This is a genomic window from Gilliamella sp. B3022 (assembly GCF_028751545.1).
GTDB lineage: Bacteria > Pseudomonadota > Gammaproteobacteria > Enterobacterales > Orbaceae > Gilliamella.
The window spans coordinates 2,263,586-2,282,684 of sequence record NZ_CP071867.1 but is presented as its reverse complement, the minus strand read 5'-3'; the positions used below and the strand labels follow the sequence as shown (position 1 = coordinate 2,282,684).

3 protein-coding genes are annotated in these 19,099 nt (G+C 32.8%); all 3 read right to left on the bottom strand.

Annotated features, from left to right (window positions below):
- Nucleotides 1–19: 19 nt before the first annotated feature.
- Nucleotides 20–14,902 (bottom strand): non-ribosomal peptide synthetase, encoded by a 14,883-nt coding sequence (locus J4T76_RS10360; protein WP_267356053.1) that lies wholly within the window; start codon nt 14,900–14,902, stop codon nt 20–22.
- A 678-nt stretch (nt 14,903–15,580) separates the two neighbouring features.
- Entirely contained in the window at nt 15,581–16,105 is a 525-nt protein-coding gene (locus tag J4T76_RS10355; RefSeq protein ID WP_267340773.1) for a low molecular weight protein arginine phosphatase, read from the bottom strand.
- Between the two features lie 1,171 nt (nt 16,106–17,276).
- Nucleotides 17,277–18,860 carry a glutamine-hydrolyzing GMP synthase gene (gene guaA, locus J4T76_RS10350; RefSeq protein WP_267356051.1) on the bottom strand — a complete coding sequence of 528 codons (1,584 nt, stop codon included), beginning with the start codon at nt 18,858–18,860 and terminating at the stop codon, nt 17,277–17,279.
- Nucleotides 18,861–19,099: the final 239 nt, after the last annotated feature.

The window sequence follows — 19,099 nt, the reverse complement described above, 5'->3', positions numbered from 1 at the left end:
GGGATGGTTAATATTAAGGTTATAACATCTGAGCTAAAATGTCTTGCTCATGAGATAAAATCGTGTAGTGATCACAATTTATCTCAACCAATTTTAATTGAGAGTTATCTTGCAAATAAGTATCAATGTTATTCAATGCATATTTTTCAGCTATGTCTTTACCTTGATCAATTTGTGTAGCTTTAAACAACACAACTTGAGTATGTTTTAATTTAGCTGATAACTGCTGGATAACTAGCTTGTTATCAATTTTTGCAAAAGTCTCAATCTGATCGCGCACATGTGCAGGTAGATTTAATCGATCCATAGCATGAGCAATGTTTACTGGATGATGATTCTGAACTAAATCCTGCTCTTTTAATAACCAAGAATCTAATAGATAAACTTCAATATTTTCGATTCCTTGTTGCTCAAGAAGTACTGCGATTTCTAACGCAATGTTGCCACCTAATGACCAACCAAGCAATTTGATTGGCTGATCTTTTGTTGCAACTTTACTGATATGATCCAGATAATATTGCGCTAAAACATTGAGATCCTCAATAGGTTTATCATGATATAAATTGTAAGAATCTACACCAAAACAGCTGTATTTTGAGGATAACTTATTCGCTAATGATTGATAAACATCACAACCGCCCAATCCAGGATGAATCATAAAAATTTGTGTTTTTTCATGATCAACCCTTAATTCCACAATAGGATTAAACTGTTCTTGAGCTGTTGAGATTTTTCTTGCTAATTCCCGAATCGTATTGACGCTTAAAATATCAACTAAACGCATTTTGATTTTAAAGGCATCATTAATTCGGTTATTAAGCATCATAGCCAAGATACTATTACCACCTAATCGGAAGAAACTATCTTGCATACTAATTTCTTCGGCAGGAATTTTAAGAATATTGGCAAAGACTTCACATAATGTTCTTTCGAGATCATTTTCTGGCGCGACATACTCAACCTTATCGGTAAGCTCTGGTTTTGGTAGCGCTCGACGATTTAACTTACCATTTGAAGTAATTGGTAATTCAGTTAAATATATGAATGCTGACGGAACCATATATCCCGGTAAAGTTTCATTTAAATGAGCTTGTAATAATTGGCTATCAATCTCCTTATTAGCTAGATAGTAAGCAACCAAATATTTACTGCCTGAAGCCTGCTCATAAGCAATAACGACGCTATGTTTAATTCCATCATACTGGGTCAATCGAGCTTCAATCTCACCAAGTTCAATTCTGAATCCACGAATTTTAACCTGGAAGTCATTACGACCTAAATATTCAATATTACCATCAGATAAAGCACGAACAAGATCGCCGGTTTTATAAATTCGAGCATTATAATCTTGTGCTTTTTCTGCTTCCGTTTGGAACGGATTAGCAATAAAGCGCTCATTTGATAATGGAATATTATTTAGATAACCTCTAGCAACATTATCACCACCAACATATAACTCACCTATTCCGCCAATTGGTACTGGCTGTAATAATTCATTGAGAACATAAGCCGAAGTATTAGCGATAGGTTTACCGATTAATACTTGGGAAATGTTTGGATTATTACAATCATAATAAAGCACATCAATGGTTGCTTCTGTTGGTCCATAAAGGTTATGTACCTTACAATTTGGCATCAACACATGACATTTTTTTACTTCATAAAGATTAAGTGCCTCACCACTACAGAACAGATATTTTAATCCCTGAACTTTTGGAACCAAATTAGGTTGCGCTTCTAAAGTTTCCACAAATGCAACTAACATTGATGGTACAAAATGTAATACCGTGATTTGTTCAGCTTCAATCAACTCCGCAAGATAAACATTATCTTTATAAAGTTCTGAGTGAGCGAAAACAATGCAGGCGCCATACCAATTCGCCCAAAATAGCTCCCACACCGAGACATCAAAGGTATAATTCGTTTTTTGTAAAATATGATCCTTTTCAGTAATCGGATATTCGTTATTCATCCAAATAATACGGTTAACCGCACCTTGGTGTTCTAACATTACACCTTTTGGCATACCGGTTGTACCACTTGTATAAATGACATAAGCTAAGTTTTTAGGCTGTGCTAATGGCGTTGGATTAGTTGTTGGATATTTACTTAAGCAATCAATTGTTTGTAAAGACTGTAAGTTCAATGCAACTTGATCCTCAGAAACTAAAGAATTGATCTTTTCATAACTTAAGTTAGTTGTTAATACAACTTTAGCTTTCGTATCTTTTATCATATAACTGAGACGATCTTCCGGCATATTAGGATCCATTGGTACATAAGCACCACCTGCCTTTAAGATAGCCAAGATACTTACTAACATGTATTTACAACGCTCAAGACATATTGCCACCAAATCATCAGGCTGAATATTAAAGTTTTCACGCAAATAATGTGCTAGCTGATTCGCTTGCTCATTAAGCTCTTGATAAGTCAAGCGGTCATGTTCATAGACTAAAGCTAGATTATTTGGTGTTCTTAATACTTGTCTTTCAAACAATTGATGCATTGTCACATCTGTTGGATAATCGCAACGTGTCTTATTCCAATCAAAGATTACTTTTTGATACGTCGAGTTATCTATCAGATGCAGCTCTGTTAAAGCGTGTTGCTGTTGATACATCTGTGTAAACTGCTTCAAGATTGATTGATAAATCGTGATATAGTGCTCAATGGTCTGCTGCTTATAGAGTTTAGTAGCATAATTGAACAAACCTGATATTGCTGGTTTAGAATCATCAAGCATCACTGTCATATCAAACTTAGCAGCTTGATACCCTGCATTGTCATTATAATAACGTTGCAATAGAGTATCTTCTTTTCCTTCTTCACCAAATGATTGTACCCCGAACATCACTTGGAAAATAGGATGCCGCGAAATATCTTTTTCAATAGATAACGCATCAACTAAGCGCTCAAATGGTAAATCTTGATATTGTTGAGCTTGCGTAATTAATTCACTGGTCTGCAAAATAAACATTTTTAGGCTGTCGCTCGGTTCAATACATTTTCTTAATGCTAATGTATTGACAAAGAAACCGATGGTATTTTCTGTACCTTGATAATGTCTTCCTGCAATTGGCGAACCAATAACAATATCTTTTTGATTACTAAATGAACTAAGTAGTAAATAGAAACCACTAAGTAACACAGAATAAACACTAACATTGAGCTCTTTTGCTAATGAACGTATTTGTTCACTGATATCATAATCAAGTTCAAACAGAACATTTTGACCCGTATAATCAATTTGTTGTGGACGAGCATAATCAGTCGGTAAATTAAGCGGCTCAAAATTGGCCAGTTGTTCTTGCCAGAACTGTAACTGCTCAGTCAATATATCACCTTGCAAATACTCTCTTTGCCATAAAGCAAAGTCTTTATATTGTACTTCTACTGGTGGTAAATTGAGAACAACCACTTGATTACGATCACCTAAAGATAAAGCCTCATAGTATTGATACAACTGTCTGAACTCATTAATGAACAGATCAATTGACCAACCATCAAATGCAATATGGTGGATCACAATGCTCATATAAGTCTCTTGATCAAATTGGTATCGACAAATCGAAATTGGTAATTCATGAGATAACATAAATACTTTGTATACATGATTATGAATAGCTTTATCTAATTCAGATTGGCTATCACAATCATGATTTTCGATTGTCAATGGTTGCTCTTGCAAACTCATCACTTGTTGGTAGGCAACACCGTCTGTTGTGTTTTTAATTAATGAACGCAACACTTCATGGCGCTGAACAATTTCTTGTAACGCTTGCTCTACAAACAAAATATTGGTTTTTGGCAGAAGTTTGAACACTAATGGTATATTGTATGCGTTGCTACCTCCTTGATAACAATCAATAAACCACAAACGCTCCTGTGCAAAAGATAATCTTTGTTCATGCACATTAGCTACCTGATGTACGGTAATTGATTGACGTTTTTGGTGATTACCATCAATATATTTCGCTATTTCTTGAATGGTACGATAAGTAAAAATATCCCCCACACGCACATCACGCTCAAAAGTTTTGGCTATTTTACTTGACAGTTTAATAGCTAAAATACTGTTGCCACCTAATCTGAAGAAGTCATCAATCACACTTACAGAATCGATATCCATTCCCAATAGTTCAGCAATGTCGGCTACTAACTGTTGTTCTGTCACTGTGCTAGGAGCAACATAACTTTCTTGCATAACAAAGTTAGGCATTGGCAATGCTTTACGATCAATTTTACCATTAACGTTAACTGGCATTACCGTTAGATGAATAAAGGCTGATGGAATCATATACTCAGGTAATGTTTGTTCTAAGTAGCTGGTTAACTCGGCCTGATCTATGGCTGTATCAGAGACATAATAAGCAGCAAGATATTTATTACCTTGATTATTAGTCAGTGCCACAACAAGTCCTTGCTTAATTTGAGGATGACTAATTAATCGTGTTTCAATCTCACCTAATTCAATTCTGAAACCACGGACTTTAACCTGAAAATCATTACGACCAATATATTCAATATGACCATTTGGTAAATAACGAACTAGGTCCCCAGTTTTATAAATTCGAGTATTATAATTTCGCGCTTTTTCCTCACTGGTTTGGAATGGATTTGCGATAAATGACTGATTGGTCAACGTTGGGTTATTTAGGTACCCACGACCAACACCAGCACCACCGATGTATAATTCACCAATAACACCCTGAGGTACAGGACGTAAATATTCATCAAGAACATATAAAGTAACGTTATTAATGGCTTGTCCCAAGTCTGTATTTAGATCATCTTTATTATAACGATGAGCCATCGCCCAGACAGTCGTTTCACTTGGTCCATAAACATTAATTAACTTAATACCCTGCTGACAATAACGTTGTACCAATTTAGCATTAATAGCTTCACCACCAACGGTCAAAACAGGTACTGAAAGTAGTTCATCTTGATCAAGTAAAGCTGGTGGAATAAAGGCAAAATCAATATGTTGATCTTGAGTATATTTAGATAAGGCTATAAAGTCTAAACGTTTATCTTCCGACAGAATATGCAACTGATGGCCATTAAGTAAGGCGTTATATACTTCGAAAGCATGAGCATCAAAAATATAATTTGAATACCAAAGAACGTTTTTCTGATCTTGCTTATGATGACATGGCTGTAGATCTAAAATACCTTGCTGAACCGTTGCTAAATTAGCAATTCCATGATGTTCAATCATTACCCCTTTCGGTAGTCCAGTTGTACCACTTGTATAAATCACATACGCCAAATGGTGGGCTCGCGTCGAAGTGATCACATTGTGTTTATCAAACTGCGAAAGCTTGTTACTCAAAGATGGATCATCAACTGATATAACTTCCGGTTGCAGTTCAGTTTCTAGTTGGGTCAATTCTTTAGCATAATGAGCGTGGGTTATCACACCTTTTGCTTTAGTATCATTAAGAATTAATTCCACTCGTTCTTCTGGCGTGTTCGGACTGATAGGCACATAAGCAGCACCAGATTTTAATACAGCTAGAATACTTACTATCATATAGTGCGATTTATCTAAGTATAACGCAATTAAATCATCAGGTTGTACTGATAACTGTGATCGTAAATAATTTGCCAGTTCATTGGCTTGTTCATTCAGACTCTGATATGTTAATTTCGTATCTTCATAAACAACTGCAATAGAGTCAGGTGTTTTCTGAACTTGTTCTTCAAACAATTGGCTCACGAGTTTATGACGTTCAAATGGAACGATATTTCTTTGTTGATTAACGATTAATTGGTCATACTCTTGCTCAGTTAATAAATTGAGCGCATTTACCTCAATAGCTGGATTTTTAGCTAATTGTATTAAGGTTAATTCTATTCCTTTCAATACACGTTTTATAGCTGATTCATCAAATAGTTCCCCAGCATATTTGATTTTAATCGATATTTTACCTGCTGCCTCATAAACCACAATTCCGAGAGGATAATCCAGTTTTTCATGGCCGCCTTGGAACACAATTTTTAATTCATTTTCTTCTCTTTCTGATAATGGGTAATTTTCAAATACAAATAGTGAATTAAATAGACGTGTACCTGATTTTTGTAATTCAATCAGATTAATATTACTGTTATTATTCACATTATTAATGTGTGTTTGTAACATTTTGATGGTCTCAATAACGCTACCATCAGTATGCTCTAAAATTACAGGTAATGTATTAATATAAAGCCCGATAGAATTTTCTATACCATCAATAGGTAAGTTACGACCAGATACTGTCATACCCACAACGGTTGTTTTGGTATTACCAAAAATGCTTAACTGTTGATGCCAACAATATTGAACCAAAGCATTTAATGTAAACTCACTGTTTTTACACAGTGTTTTTAATTGTTCACACTGTTGTGAATTAAGTTCAATTGAAATCTCTTGTGGATTTTCAATATATTTATGTTCACCTAGGTTAACGTGATTTAGATCCGCTTTAAGTAAGCTTTCTAAATTCTCAGGTTCAAGCTCAACATTAAGGTATTGTTTCCAGAATGATGCTGTCTCATCGGTTTTACTTTGTAAATAAGATTGGGCAGCTAAATAGCTACTATCTTCATGGATAATTACCTCTTTTTGGTGTAATAAAGTTAAATAATTTTGATGCACATCATTAAGTAAGACTGGTAAACTCCAACCATCTAAAATAGCATGATGATTATTAAATAAACATCGATAATATTCATTGGAACATTTAATTAAGGAAACCCTAAACAGTTGACCTTTAGTTAAATCATAACCGACTTGTTCATCTTGTTTGATCAATTCACTCATACTGAGTTGTTGTTGCTCTTGAGTTTGATCACTAAGATCAATAAATTCCCAAGCAAAATCGGATTGTTTATCAATAATCTGTACCAGCTCTTCCACCCATGAGAAACGTAAACGCAATGAAGGGAATTTTTGCTGTGTAAGGTGCCATGCTTGTTCAAGCAAATTAATATCAAGTGAATTGTAATAATCCCATATCATTTGAATTCGATAGGCATTATCTGAATCACCTTGAGAAACAGCATGATATATAAAGCCTTGCTGTAAACTATTTGCAGGATAAATTGCCTCTATTTCTCTGTCACTTTGTAATGAATTAAGCAATGTCGAAGAGATGACACCATTAATATCAGATTGCGTTAAATAACTTCGTTCAATTAATGCTAATTGATCAATTAATTCATTAAGTTGTTGGGTAAAGGCAGTAACTAGAGCTTCACCGTGTTCGTTATTGACATATCCTGTAATAGCAAATTGTAATTGATCATCTAAAATACCACCATTAACGGATAAAAAGTCTGTCATGCGATTATTAGAAGACATTGATATACCACTATCTTCATCACTAAATCGCCATTTATTTACTTTTTCAGTACTATCAAATTGACCTAAATAGTTAAAACTTATCGCTGGTAAAGCTTGTTTGATATAACCAACCAAACAACCATAACCCACACCATGATTAGGTATTTCTCTTAATGAATCTTTAATCATGGCAACATTATTAGCAACATTATCGTTATTCACAATTAGCTTAACTGGATACATACTGGTAAACCAGCCAACAGTATTATTTATATCAATTTCATCAAATAGCGCTTCTCGCCCATGACCTTCTAATAATATATAGTGATCATTACCACTGAATACCAGTTTTAACGCTTGTGCTAGTGCTGTTAATAAAATATCGTTAATTTCTGTACCATATACCTTATTAATTTGACTAAGTAAACGAGAGGTTTGTGTCTTAGACAGCTGCATTTTAGCTTGATATAGCGTATCAACACGGTGTTGATCAAGGTGATTATGATACTGATTAATATCAGCTAATATGCTTTGCCAATACGTCGGTTCTTGCTCACTCGCAATTAGTGTTGGGTATTGTTGTTGTTTATTTACCCATTGACGATAACTACTCCCTTTATCACCTAAAATATTTGTCACATTGATATTGGCATCAACAGATGATTGTTGGCTTATATATTGGTAAATAGCTTCTAGATCATCTTTAATTATACGCCAACTCACGGCATCAATATTTAAATGATGAGCAGCGATGTGAATACGTGCAGAATTATCATCAAAACCAGTTAAATAACCAATATGACATAATATTCCTTGATCAAAAGTAAAATTACTTTGCCAATCAGTTAATAATTGGTGAATGTCATCTTGTGACCAACCTGTTACATTCTGGGTAGAAAATGGCAACATATCAGGTAGTGATTGATAAGTTGCAACTGTATGACGATAATTAACCCGTAACATATCATGATATTCAAGCAATTTTTGTACACTTAGTTTGAGTAACTCAATGTTAAGCATTGGAACCTTAAGTAAAAATGCTTGGTTCCAATGATGATGATCTGGGAATCTTCCGACTTCAACTTCTTTAAAGAACCACTGTTGAATAGGAGAAAGCTCAAGACTTCCTGATAAGATCCCTTGCTCAGTTTCAACACTGATTTTTGAATCATGTCGATTATTTATCACATGATGACTTAAAGCTTGTACTGTTCTTAAATTGAAGATATCTTTAATTGAAAGATAATAATTAAGAGCTTGTTTAATTCGGTTGGTAAGTTGAATACTACTAATACTATCCCCACCGAGTTTGAAAAAGTCATCATGAATACTGATTTCATTCGCTTGTAAACCAAGAATGTTTGCAAAGGTTTGACAGAAAATAGCTTCGGTTTCATTTGTTGGACCGACATAGTTTTTCTCATCAATGAGTTGTGGTGTCGGTAACGCTTTACGATCCAATTTACCATTCATATTCATTGGCATAGCATCAAGATGAATAAAGGCAGCTGGGATCATATATTCAGGAAGTGATTGTTGTAAATAAACAACGAGTTGTTCTTGGCTCAATGGTTGTTTAGAAACATAATAAGCTGCAATATATTTAGCACCAGCACTATTTTTTAAAGCTAGTACGGCAGCTTGATGAATCTCAGCGTGGCTGACTAAACACGTTTCAATTTCTGCAAGTTCAATTCTAAATCCACGAATTTTAACTTGGAAGTCATTACGACCAATATAATCAATATTGCCATCCGCTAAATAACGCACTAAATCGCCAGTTTTATAGATTCTCCCATTATAATTTTGAGCTTTTTCAACGACAGTCTGGAATGGATTTTGAATAAACACTTTATCTGTCAGTTCAGGTTTATTTAAATAACCTCGACCAACACCTTCACCACCAACATAAAGTTCACCAATTGCCCCCATAGGTACAGGACGACGTTGTTCATCTAGAATATAGAGTGAAGTATTTGTCAATGCTTTACCGATTGGAACACTGTAAGTGAATGGTTCTTGCGTTAAATTAGTCAAATTTGTAACGGCAAAGACAGTGGTTTCAGTTGGACCATAAGCATTAACAACATTCACATGTGGATAAAGTTGATGACACTTATTAATATGATGCGCTGATAAAGCTTCACCACCCACAAAAATGTAATTTAATAAATTTAAATTAGCAACTTCATTATCGACTAATGCATTGAAAAAAGTTGTTGTACAACAGAAATTTGTAATTTTTTTATCAGCAATTAACGCATTAAACTGATCTAAATCTAAAAATGTCTCTTTTTCAGCAATAACCAGTGGTATACCATTAAGTATCGGAGTATAGAAATCGTAAACAGAACCGTCAAATTGATAACCTGAGATACTTAATAAACGATCGTTAGGATTAATTTTGACATAATTAGCATTAACAATAAAGTTGTTAAGATTCTGATGCTCTATAAGCGTTCCTTTTGGATTCCCTGTTGTTCCACTTGTATAGATAACATAAGCTAAATCATGTGGATTCGCTTTAATCAAAAGATTATCTTTTGCATAATTTTGTAAATTATCATGAAAATCAGCTTGATCAACAGCCAATATTGATAAATTAGGCGCTAAACCAGTTAATTTATCACAATGATTTTTAGTCGTAAGAACGGCTTTGACTTTTGCATCTTGCATAATGAACTGATTACGTGGATCTGGAGCATTTGGATCCAATGGAACATAAGCCCCACCTGCTTTCAAAATGGCTAAGAAGCAGATCAGGATATATTGAGAACGATCAAGATAAAGACCAATCAAATCATTAGGTTTTATATCAAAGTGTTCTTGCAGATAACGTGCCAACTGATTAGCTTGCTCATTTATTTGTTGATAAGATAATTCAGTATCTTGGAAAATTACTGCAATATTATTAGGTACTTGATTAACTTTTTCCTCAAATAATTCCGCAACAGATTTATTTCTTGCATAAGGTTGAAACGGTTTATTTTTTTCAAAAACCAATTGATTGAAAGTAGCCGCATCCACTAAACGCATTTCTGTCAATGGTTTTTCTGACTCACACATTTGAGAAAACTGCTCTAAAATAGTTTGATAAATGGTGATGTAATGCTCAATTGTTTCTTTACGATACAGTTTGCAAGCATAATTAAATAAGCCTGTGATAACTGATTTAGAGTCATCAAGCATTACTGTCATATCAAACTTAGCTGATTGATAATTAACAATTTCACTTTGGTATAAAGATAATAATTCTTCTGTTTTACCATTTCGTATCGCTGCCCCGAATGACTGTACGCCAAACATTACTTGGAATATTGGATGACGAGAAGAATCTTTTTCAATCGCTAATGCATCAACTAATCGTTCAAATGGCAAATCTTGATATTGTTGAGCTTGGGTTACTAGCTCACTTGTCTGTAATATAAATGATTTTAAACTATCTTTAGGCTCAATACATTTGCGTAATGCTAAAGTATTAACAAAAAAGCCGATGGTATTTTCAATGCCTGAATAATTTCTACCAGCAATCGGTGAACCAACAACCACATCTTTTTGATTACTAAAGGTGCCTAATAATAAATAAAAGCCACTCAATAATACCGAATAAACACTCACATTAAGCTCATTGGCAAGTGAACGGATTTGTTGACTTAATTGCTCGTTCAGTTCAAAAGTAACATCATGACCACTGTAATCAATCTCCCTTGGACGCGAATAATCGGTAGGCAAATTAAGTTGTTCAAAATCTTCTAATTGCCCTTTCCAGAAATTCAATTGATTATTTAAAAAATCACCTTGTAATAGATTACGTTGCCATAAAGCAAAGTCTTTATATTGCACTTCAACGGCTGGTAAACGTAATGTTTCTGCGTACTGACTATCTCCTTGAGATAAGGCCGTAACGTAATGATAAAGATTGACTAATTCATCTAAAAAGATATCAGTTGACCAACCATCAAATGCAATATGATGAATGACAATACTTAAATAATTATCACCGGCAAATTGATAACAACAAACAGAAATTGGTAATTCTTCGGATAAAATAAAGGTTTTATGTAGATCATCATAAATTGCAGCTTCAAGCTCAGCTTTGTTTGAACAATTTTGTTTATTGATCTTCCAAGAGAACTGTTGTAAATCAATAACTTGTTGATATCCAATTCCCTGAGCATTGGTTTTAATTAGTGAACGTAAAACTTCATGTCGATCAATAATTGCATGTATTGCTTTTTCAAGTATATTAATATCTGTGTTGCTTTTAAGCTTGAATACCAATGGAACATTATAAGCATTACTGCCACCTTCATAAGAATCAATAAACCACAGACGTTCTTGAGCAAAGGATAATAATTGTTGCTCAATATGCTCAACTGGCATCACACTTATTGATTGTCTTCTTTCTTGATTTTTATCAATAAATTGAGCTATTTTTTGCGCAGTACGGAAAGTGAAAATATCAGCAACTCGAATAGATCGGTCAAATTCTCGAGTTAACTTACTTGACAATTTAATAGCCAAAATACTATTGCCGCCCAAACGGAAAAAATCATCAGTAACACTGATAGCACTCGCTTCAAATCCTAATAAACTGGCGATAGACTCTACAATCGAATGCTCAATGGTTGAACTAGGTGCAACATAGCTACTTTGGGTTAGTAACACTGGTTTTGGTAATGCTCTTTGATCAATTTTACCATTGATAGTTACAGGCATAACCAGTAGATGTATAAATGTTGAAGGTACCATATATTCAGGTATCACATTCAATAAATACGCTGCCAATTCTGCTGAGTCAAGTTCATTATCAGCGACATAATATGCAGCTAAATATTTATAACCGCTTTGATTATTTAAAGCTAACACTGTCGCTTGTTTAATCTGTGGATGCATCATTAAATGAGTTTCGATCTCACCAAGCTCTATACGGAAACCACGAATTTTTACTTGAAAGTCATTACGACCAATATATTCAATGTTGCCATCTGGTAAGAAACGGACTAAATCACCTGTTTTATAGATACGGTCATTGTAATTTTGCTTTCGTTCATCTTCGGTTTGAAATGGATTCTTAATGAACACTTTATTTGTCATTTCAACATTGTTCAGATAACCACGACCAACACCTGCGCCACCAATATAAAGTTCTCCAATACAGCCAATAGGAACTGGGCGACGTTGTGGATTTAAAACATATACCGATGTATTTGGTAATGGTACGCCGATAGGTACATTGTTAGTGAATGATGTTTGACTTTGGTTCGTTAAATAAGTTGTAGCAAGCGTAGTCGTTTCTGTTGGACCATAGGCATTCACGAGTTTTACATTTGGATACAATTTAAGAAATTTATTGACGTGAACAGCTGATAAGGCTTCTCCTCCAGCTAGAATATAACGCAATTTTGCTAAATTAGGTAATTGAGCATCAACTAACGTATTGAAAAATGTAGATATAGCAAGGAAATTGGTAATGTGATGTTGCTCAATTAATTGATTAAATTTATCTAAATCTAAGAGATTTTCTTTAGCAGTAATAACTACTCCAGCGCCATTCAGTAAAGCACTGAATATTTCATAAATTGATGCATCAAAATGATATCCTGCGATACATACTATGCGATCTGTCTCGTCAACTTCAACATAATTAGCTCCAATAATTAAGCGATTAACGTTATGTTGCTCAATTAAAGTTCCTTTCGGATTACCGGTTGTTCCACTGGTATAAATGACATAAGCTAAATCATTTGGTTTAGTTTCAATAATAGTATTATCTGTTGAATAATTTTGTAAGGTTGTAATAAAAGAAGAATCATCAACCGGAACACTTTCCACCGTTGGCATTAATACATTCAATTTATCAACGTAATGAGAATGTGTTATCACTGCACGAATATTTGCATCTTCTAAAATATATTTGTTGCGCTCTGAAGGTGCTGTTGGATCTATTGGAACATAAGCTGCTCCTGATTTAAGCACAGCTAAAATAGCAACAATAATTTGTTCTGTACGATCTAAGTAAAGTCCAACTAAATCATTCGGTTTGATCGAAAAATGCTCTTGAAGATAATGAGCAAATTGATTTGCTTTGGAATTTAATTCAGCGTAAGACATTTCAATGTTTTCAAAAAGCACAGCAGCATTGTTTGGTGTTTTTTGACATTGTTCTTCAAATAATTGAGCAATGATTTTATCACTTTGATACGGTTGTTGAGTCTGATTTATATCATGAATTAAAACTTTTAAGTCATCTTCATTAAGAAACTCAATGTCATTTATTGAAATATCGGCTTGATCATTGCTTAAATAGTCAAGTAACTTTATAAACAGTCTTTGATAGAATTTCACAAGTTGTTCTACCAGTTGTTTATCTAATTGTTGTTCACTAAATTTAACGCGATAATTAATCTGGTTATTATATTCTTCTTGTTCAAATACTAATTTATTTGATAAATCTATCTGAAATTCATGATTAACGGCTCCATCAATCATTCCATTAAGATTCATTTTATGGTCACGAAGGAATGTTTGCACAAATGCCACATCAAGAACATTAGCATTTTCAGCAAACTGCATAATATCGTAAATAGGTAAGTATTTTGCGCCTGTCTGTTTCACCTTTTTATAATGAACCAAAATATTTTGTATAACAGATTCTAAAGTTGAATCCTCTTCAAAATGGTAAACAACAGGTAATGTATTAATGTGAGCGCCATATATTAATTCTTTACCTTCATTAAACGCTATTGGGTAAACAAGAGGAATTGCACTTTGAGATGTCATTTTATTTAACAACAAAGCCATTACCAATTGACCGAATAAATATGGTGTTATTTTATGTTTACGTCGTATTGCTTTAATTTGATTATAAATATTTTCATCATAGCTAAAAGTAAATTCACTTATATAAGGCTTAAACGAATTTGATTGCTTTGGTTTTTCGGTTGATAACTTTAAGAAAGTTAAGTCGATATTTTTTACATCTTGTAACTCTTCTTTCCAGAAATCTTCCATCTGCTGTCTTTGTGCGTTTAAAATTTCATGATAAGAATCGTTTAATTTTTGATGCATTTGAGCTTGAACCTCATATGACGGTAGCTCATAAGGTATATCGTTATAGTATTGACCAAGTTTGTCCCAAAACTCTTGAGTACTTACACCATCAACTAAAATATGATGAAAGACTAAAATAATTCGATATTGTTGATGACCAACTTGAATTATATGAAGTCTGGCAGGAATATCCTTCTCTAAATCAAAGGGCTCAGCAACAATTTTACTGATATCTTCATTACTTAAAGGTTTATCGTGATAAACGATTACTGTCTTTAAATTTTCTTCTGTAATTGATTCTCTTTTTTGCCAAAAAATACCATCGTCCTGATTTACAACGTAACTCTTAAAAACAAAATGCTCATTAATAATTTTTTTAAAACTTTCGGAAAATTTTCTAAGATTAAGTTCTCCAGAGATTATATTATCAGAAACGATGTTGTAATCGCTCCTTGATGGGTTTGCTAGCCATTCGTAATAAAAAATTGATTGATAGGGCGTAAGTTTTATTTTTTTCATCTTTTTTGCCTATAAAAAATAGAATTAATTTTATAAATTTATAATCATTTTTGTACTGCTCCTTTTTGTACTACAAAAAAGCTTTCAAATCCTTTATGAAAACTTAGTAATTAACGTCATTAATTGATTCGTTCTTTACAAACGACAATATTATATAGATTATCTGTTCATGTAAACTGTTTAAATAAAAACTGCATTAACTTTATGTTTTTTTTAACATTTTAACGGTTAAATTGTATACAAAGTAAGTTTTCCGGCAGGTCATAAAAATGAGGGTTTTTAAGCAGAAATATTTTTTTTTATTTATAATCAATATGTTAAAAAAAATTATAAACGTTAACAAAACTTTAATTTTTTTTACAAAATTTTTTTAGTAGTTAAATTACGGTGACTTTGGTTAGTTTTTGGTCAAATTACATAGAGAGGGGGAATCAAATTTAAGGATTACCCTATAAATTAATGTTTGGTATTTAATTGTTAATTTTTCTTAACATTCAGTAAAATTATAGCAATACGAAATTTTTATCGTCAAGATTATACAGTTTTTAATCTTAAAAATAATGTAAACTGATTTTATTAATTTGCTAAAAAAACACCTAGAAGATTTAATTACTTAATAATTAAATAAAAAAATCTCTAGGCGTTTATAAACTTGCTAATCTAATTTGAATTTAGGGATTATTCCTCTTTCGCAATCTTATCAAGTGCTAATGGTAAAAATTTATCTAATTGATTTTCAACTTTAATATAAGCAGCCATTGGCATTTTATAAGGATCAGATAGATCTTCATTTTTACCTGTAGCAAATTCAGATAATGTAAAGACTTTGCCTTCAGATTCTGGAAATTTATCTAAAATTTTATCTTTATGGTTTTGTGTCATTGTTAATAAATAATCTGATGAATCAATATCTTCTTTGACTAGTTGAGTCGCTTTATGAGAGGAAATATCAATGTTTCTATTTTTTAATACTTTGACACTGCCTTCTTCAGGGGTGATCTCATTAGGATCAACATTTACACCACGTGATTCAACTATGATATTTAAATGATGTTTTTTTACATAATCTTTAGCTAATGCTTCTGCCATTGGGCTACGACCAGTGTTTCCTGTACAAACAAACATAACCACCCGATCAAGCGAAAAACAAGAAGCACTAAACAATGCCAATATAATTAAAAAATACTTTTTCAAATTAAACATAAAATTGCCTTTATAATTAATTAAATATTAATTTTTTATGATATCAAAGATGGATATAAATTTTAATTAAATTTACTTTAAAGTTCTAAATTAAAAAGAATTATCCTTCTATTTGGTTATTTAACTATCACACAATCTTTAAATAGGTTAATAAACATGCATCTTTCTAATAATTTTATTTTTTATAAATCTCTTTAAATAACCGTATTGTATAACCTATATGTATAACAGTGTTCAGCAATTGATGTTTAATGACACTGTTAGCATGAATCTATTGTTAAAATTTCTATGTGTCTTTTTCAATAAGTAAATTATTTCATGTTCTTTATTTTCAATATTATTTACATCAAATTGTTATCAGGACATACATACCACATCTTTTTCTTAATTTGACTACAATTTATATTCTAATACCTATAAATTCAAAATTATTAAAACTCATCATCAGTATAAATACGACTCTAATATCTTTCGGTTTTTATCATACCTATATATAAATTTCCCTAATAATCAACCAAACTTATTATCTAAATATAATCCTATCAATCTTAAATCATTAAGAGTTATTTCATTATTTCAAGATTTATCATTTTCTGAGCGTTTATATACGCTGCCATACAGCGATATGATATGTTGTCAGTTTAGGAATGCCTTTCAGTTTGGATATTTGTTAACACTGATTGAAAAGCTGTTTTCGATGTATTAATAATTATTTTAGAGGAAATTGATTCCTAATCGTTATCAAAATACAACTTAATCAGCCTGAGTTTATAAGCATTTTTTATCAGGTATAGTTAAAGAAATAATTGGACACTTACCAATTATCAATGTCTCTAGAAGAACATTAATCTTATAATTGAATCAAAATTTGACTAAACCAGTTGTAGCAAAACTCACATACTAAACAACACAATCGATAATCTTAAAGACCTTATACTGTGATTTTAATGCCTTTAATTTGATTTCTTTTAATGAAGCCCCACCTTTAAATACTAATTAAATTTTAGATGGTAGAAACATTACATTTACTATATATTAATAATTTTACTGTCATTTTTTACAAAAAAATATAAAGATTCACGACAAGAGAATAGATATTTAAAAACAGAAATCCAGTTACATCGTTATGGATAACTGGATTTTTTAATATTACACCTAATAGAAGTATTTTTTACTCCCATTCAATGGTTGCAGGCGGTTTTCCACTTATATCATATACAACTCGTGATATTCCATTGACTTCATTAATAATACGGTTTGATACTCTACCTAAAAAGTCATAAGGAAGATGAGCCCAGTGAGCGGTCATGAAGTCGATAGTTTCAACTGCACGTAATGAGACAACCCAATCATATTTTCGCCCATCTCCCATTACTCCTACCGAGCGTACTGGTAAAAATATGGTAAATGCTTGACTAACTTTGTGGTATAGGTCAGCTTTATAAAGTTCTTCGATAAAAATAGCATCGGCTTGTCGTAGTAAATCACAATACTCTTTTTTCACTTCACCAAGAACACGCACCCCTAAACCTGGTCCAGGGAATGGATGACGGTAAAGCATATCGTAAGGCAAACCGAGTTCTAAACCAACTTTACGTACTTCATCTTTGAATAATTCTCTTAATGGTTCAACTAGCCCCATTTTCATATCTTCAGGTAAACCACCAACATTATGATGAGATTTAATCACGTGGGCTTTACCTGTATCAGCAGCAGCTGATTCAATGACATCTGGATAGATGGTGCCTTGAGCAAGCCATTTGACATCTTTTAATTTTGCCGCCTCTTCATCAAAAACAGCGACAAATTCACGACCAATGATTTTACGTTTAGCTTCAGGATCAACCTCTCCTTTTAATGCGGCCATAAATCGATCTTCGGCATTAATTGCAATAATATTTAAACCAAATTTATCACCAAACATGTCCATGACTTGCTTTGCTTCATTTAAACGTAATAACCCATGATCAACAAAGACGCAAGTTAGCTGGTCACCAATTGCTTGATGTAATAATAATGCAGTAACCGAAGAATCAACACCACCAGATAAACCTAGTAATACTTTATCTTTACCAACTTTTTCTTTTATACGGGTAATTGCATCAGTAATAATAGAAGATGGTGTCCATAGTCTTTCACACTGACAAATATCAATAACAAAACGCGTTAATAACTCTAATCCTTTAACCGTATGCGTTACCTCAGGATGGAACTGTACACCATAAAACTGTTTTTCATCGTTGGCCATAATAGCGAATGGACAAGTTTCTGTTTGCCCAATTAGGGTGAATGTGTCAGGTAATGAAGTAACTTTATCACCATGACTCATCCAGACATCCAGTTGCTCAATACCAGCATCATTGGTGCTATCTAAAATACCTTCTGTTAATTTTGATTTTGCAAGAATATCAACTTTAGCATAACCAAATTCTCGTTGATTAGATGCAGTAACTTGTCCGCCCTTACCTACTTGAATTGCCATAGTTTGCATACCATAGCAGATACCTAACACGGGAACGCCTGCGTTAAACACATATTCTGGAGCTCTAGGGCTATTTTGATCGGTAGTACTTTCAGGACCACCAGATAGAATGATGCCTTTAGGATTAAATTGTTTGATTTTTTCTTCCGAAACATCCCACGGCCAAAGTTCACAATACACACCAATTTCACGCACTCTTCGAGCAATTAATTGCGTTACTTGTGAACCAAAATCTAAAATCAATATACGCTGTTGGTGGATGTCTTTATTCATCAATTTTAATTCCTAAAATATAAGCCAATATAAAAATTGGTTGGTATTGTACCATCTAATCATTAACCTTAAATAGCATGTCGGCATTTTTTTACGTAATAAATATTTGTAAAAAGATACTTAACATGGCTAGGAAATAAAGCAATAAATTAAATATCGCGTTGAATTATTATTTTTTAGCAGTAGTATAAAATTTATAAAAGGATAATAGGAGCTGATGTTTCTAAAACTGCACTTTC

Bases quoted from the DNA above. Each gene is read 5' to 3' on its own strand.
- J4T76_RS10360 (WP_267356053.1), bottom strand. From the start codon at position 14,902: ATGAAAAAAATAAAACTTACGCCCTATCAATCAATTTTTTATTACGAA.
- J4T76_RS10355 (WP_267340773.1), bottom strand. From the start codon at position 16,105: ATGTTTAATTTGAAAAAGTATTTTTTAATTATATTGGCATTGTTTAGT.
- guaA (WP_267356051.1), bottom strand. From the start codon at position 18,860: ATGAATAAAGACATCCACCAACAGCGTATATTGATTTTAGATTTTGGT.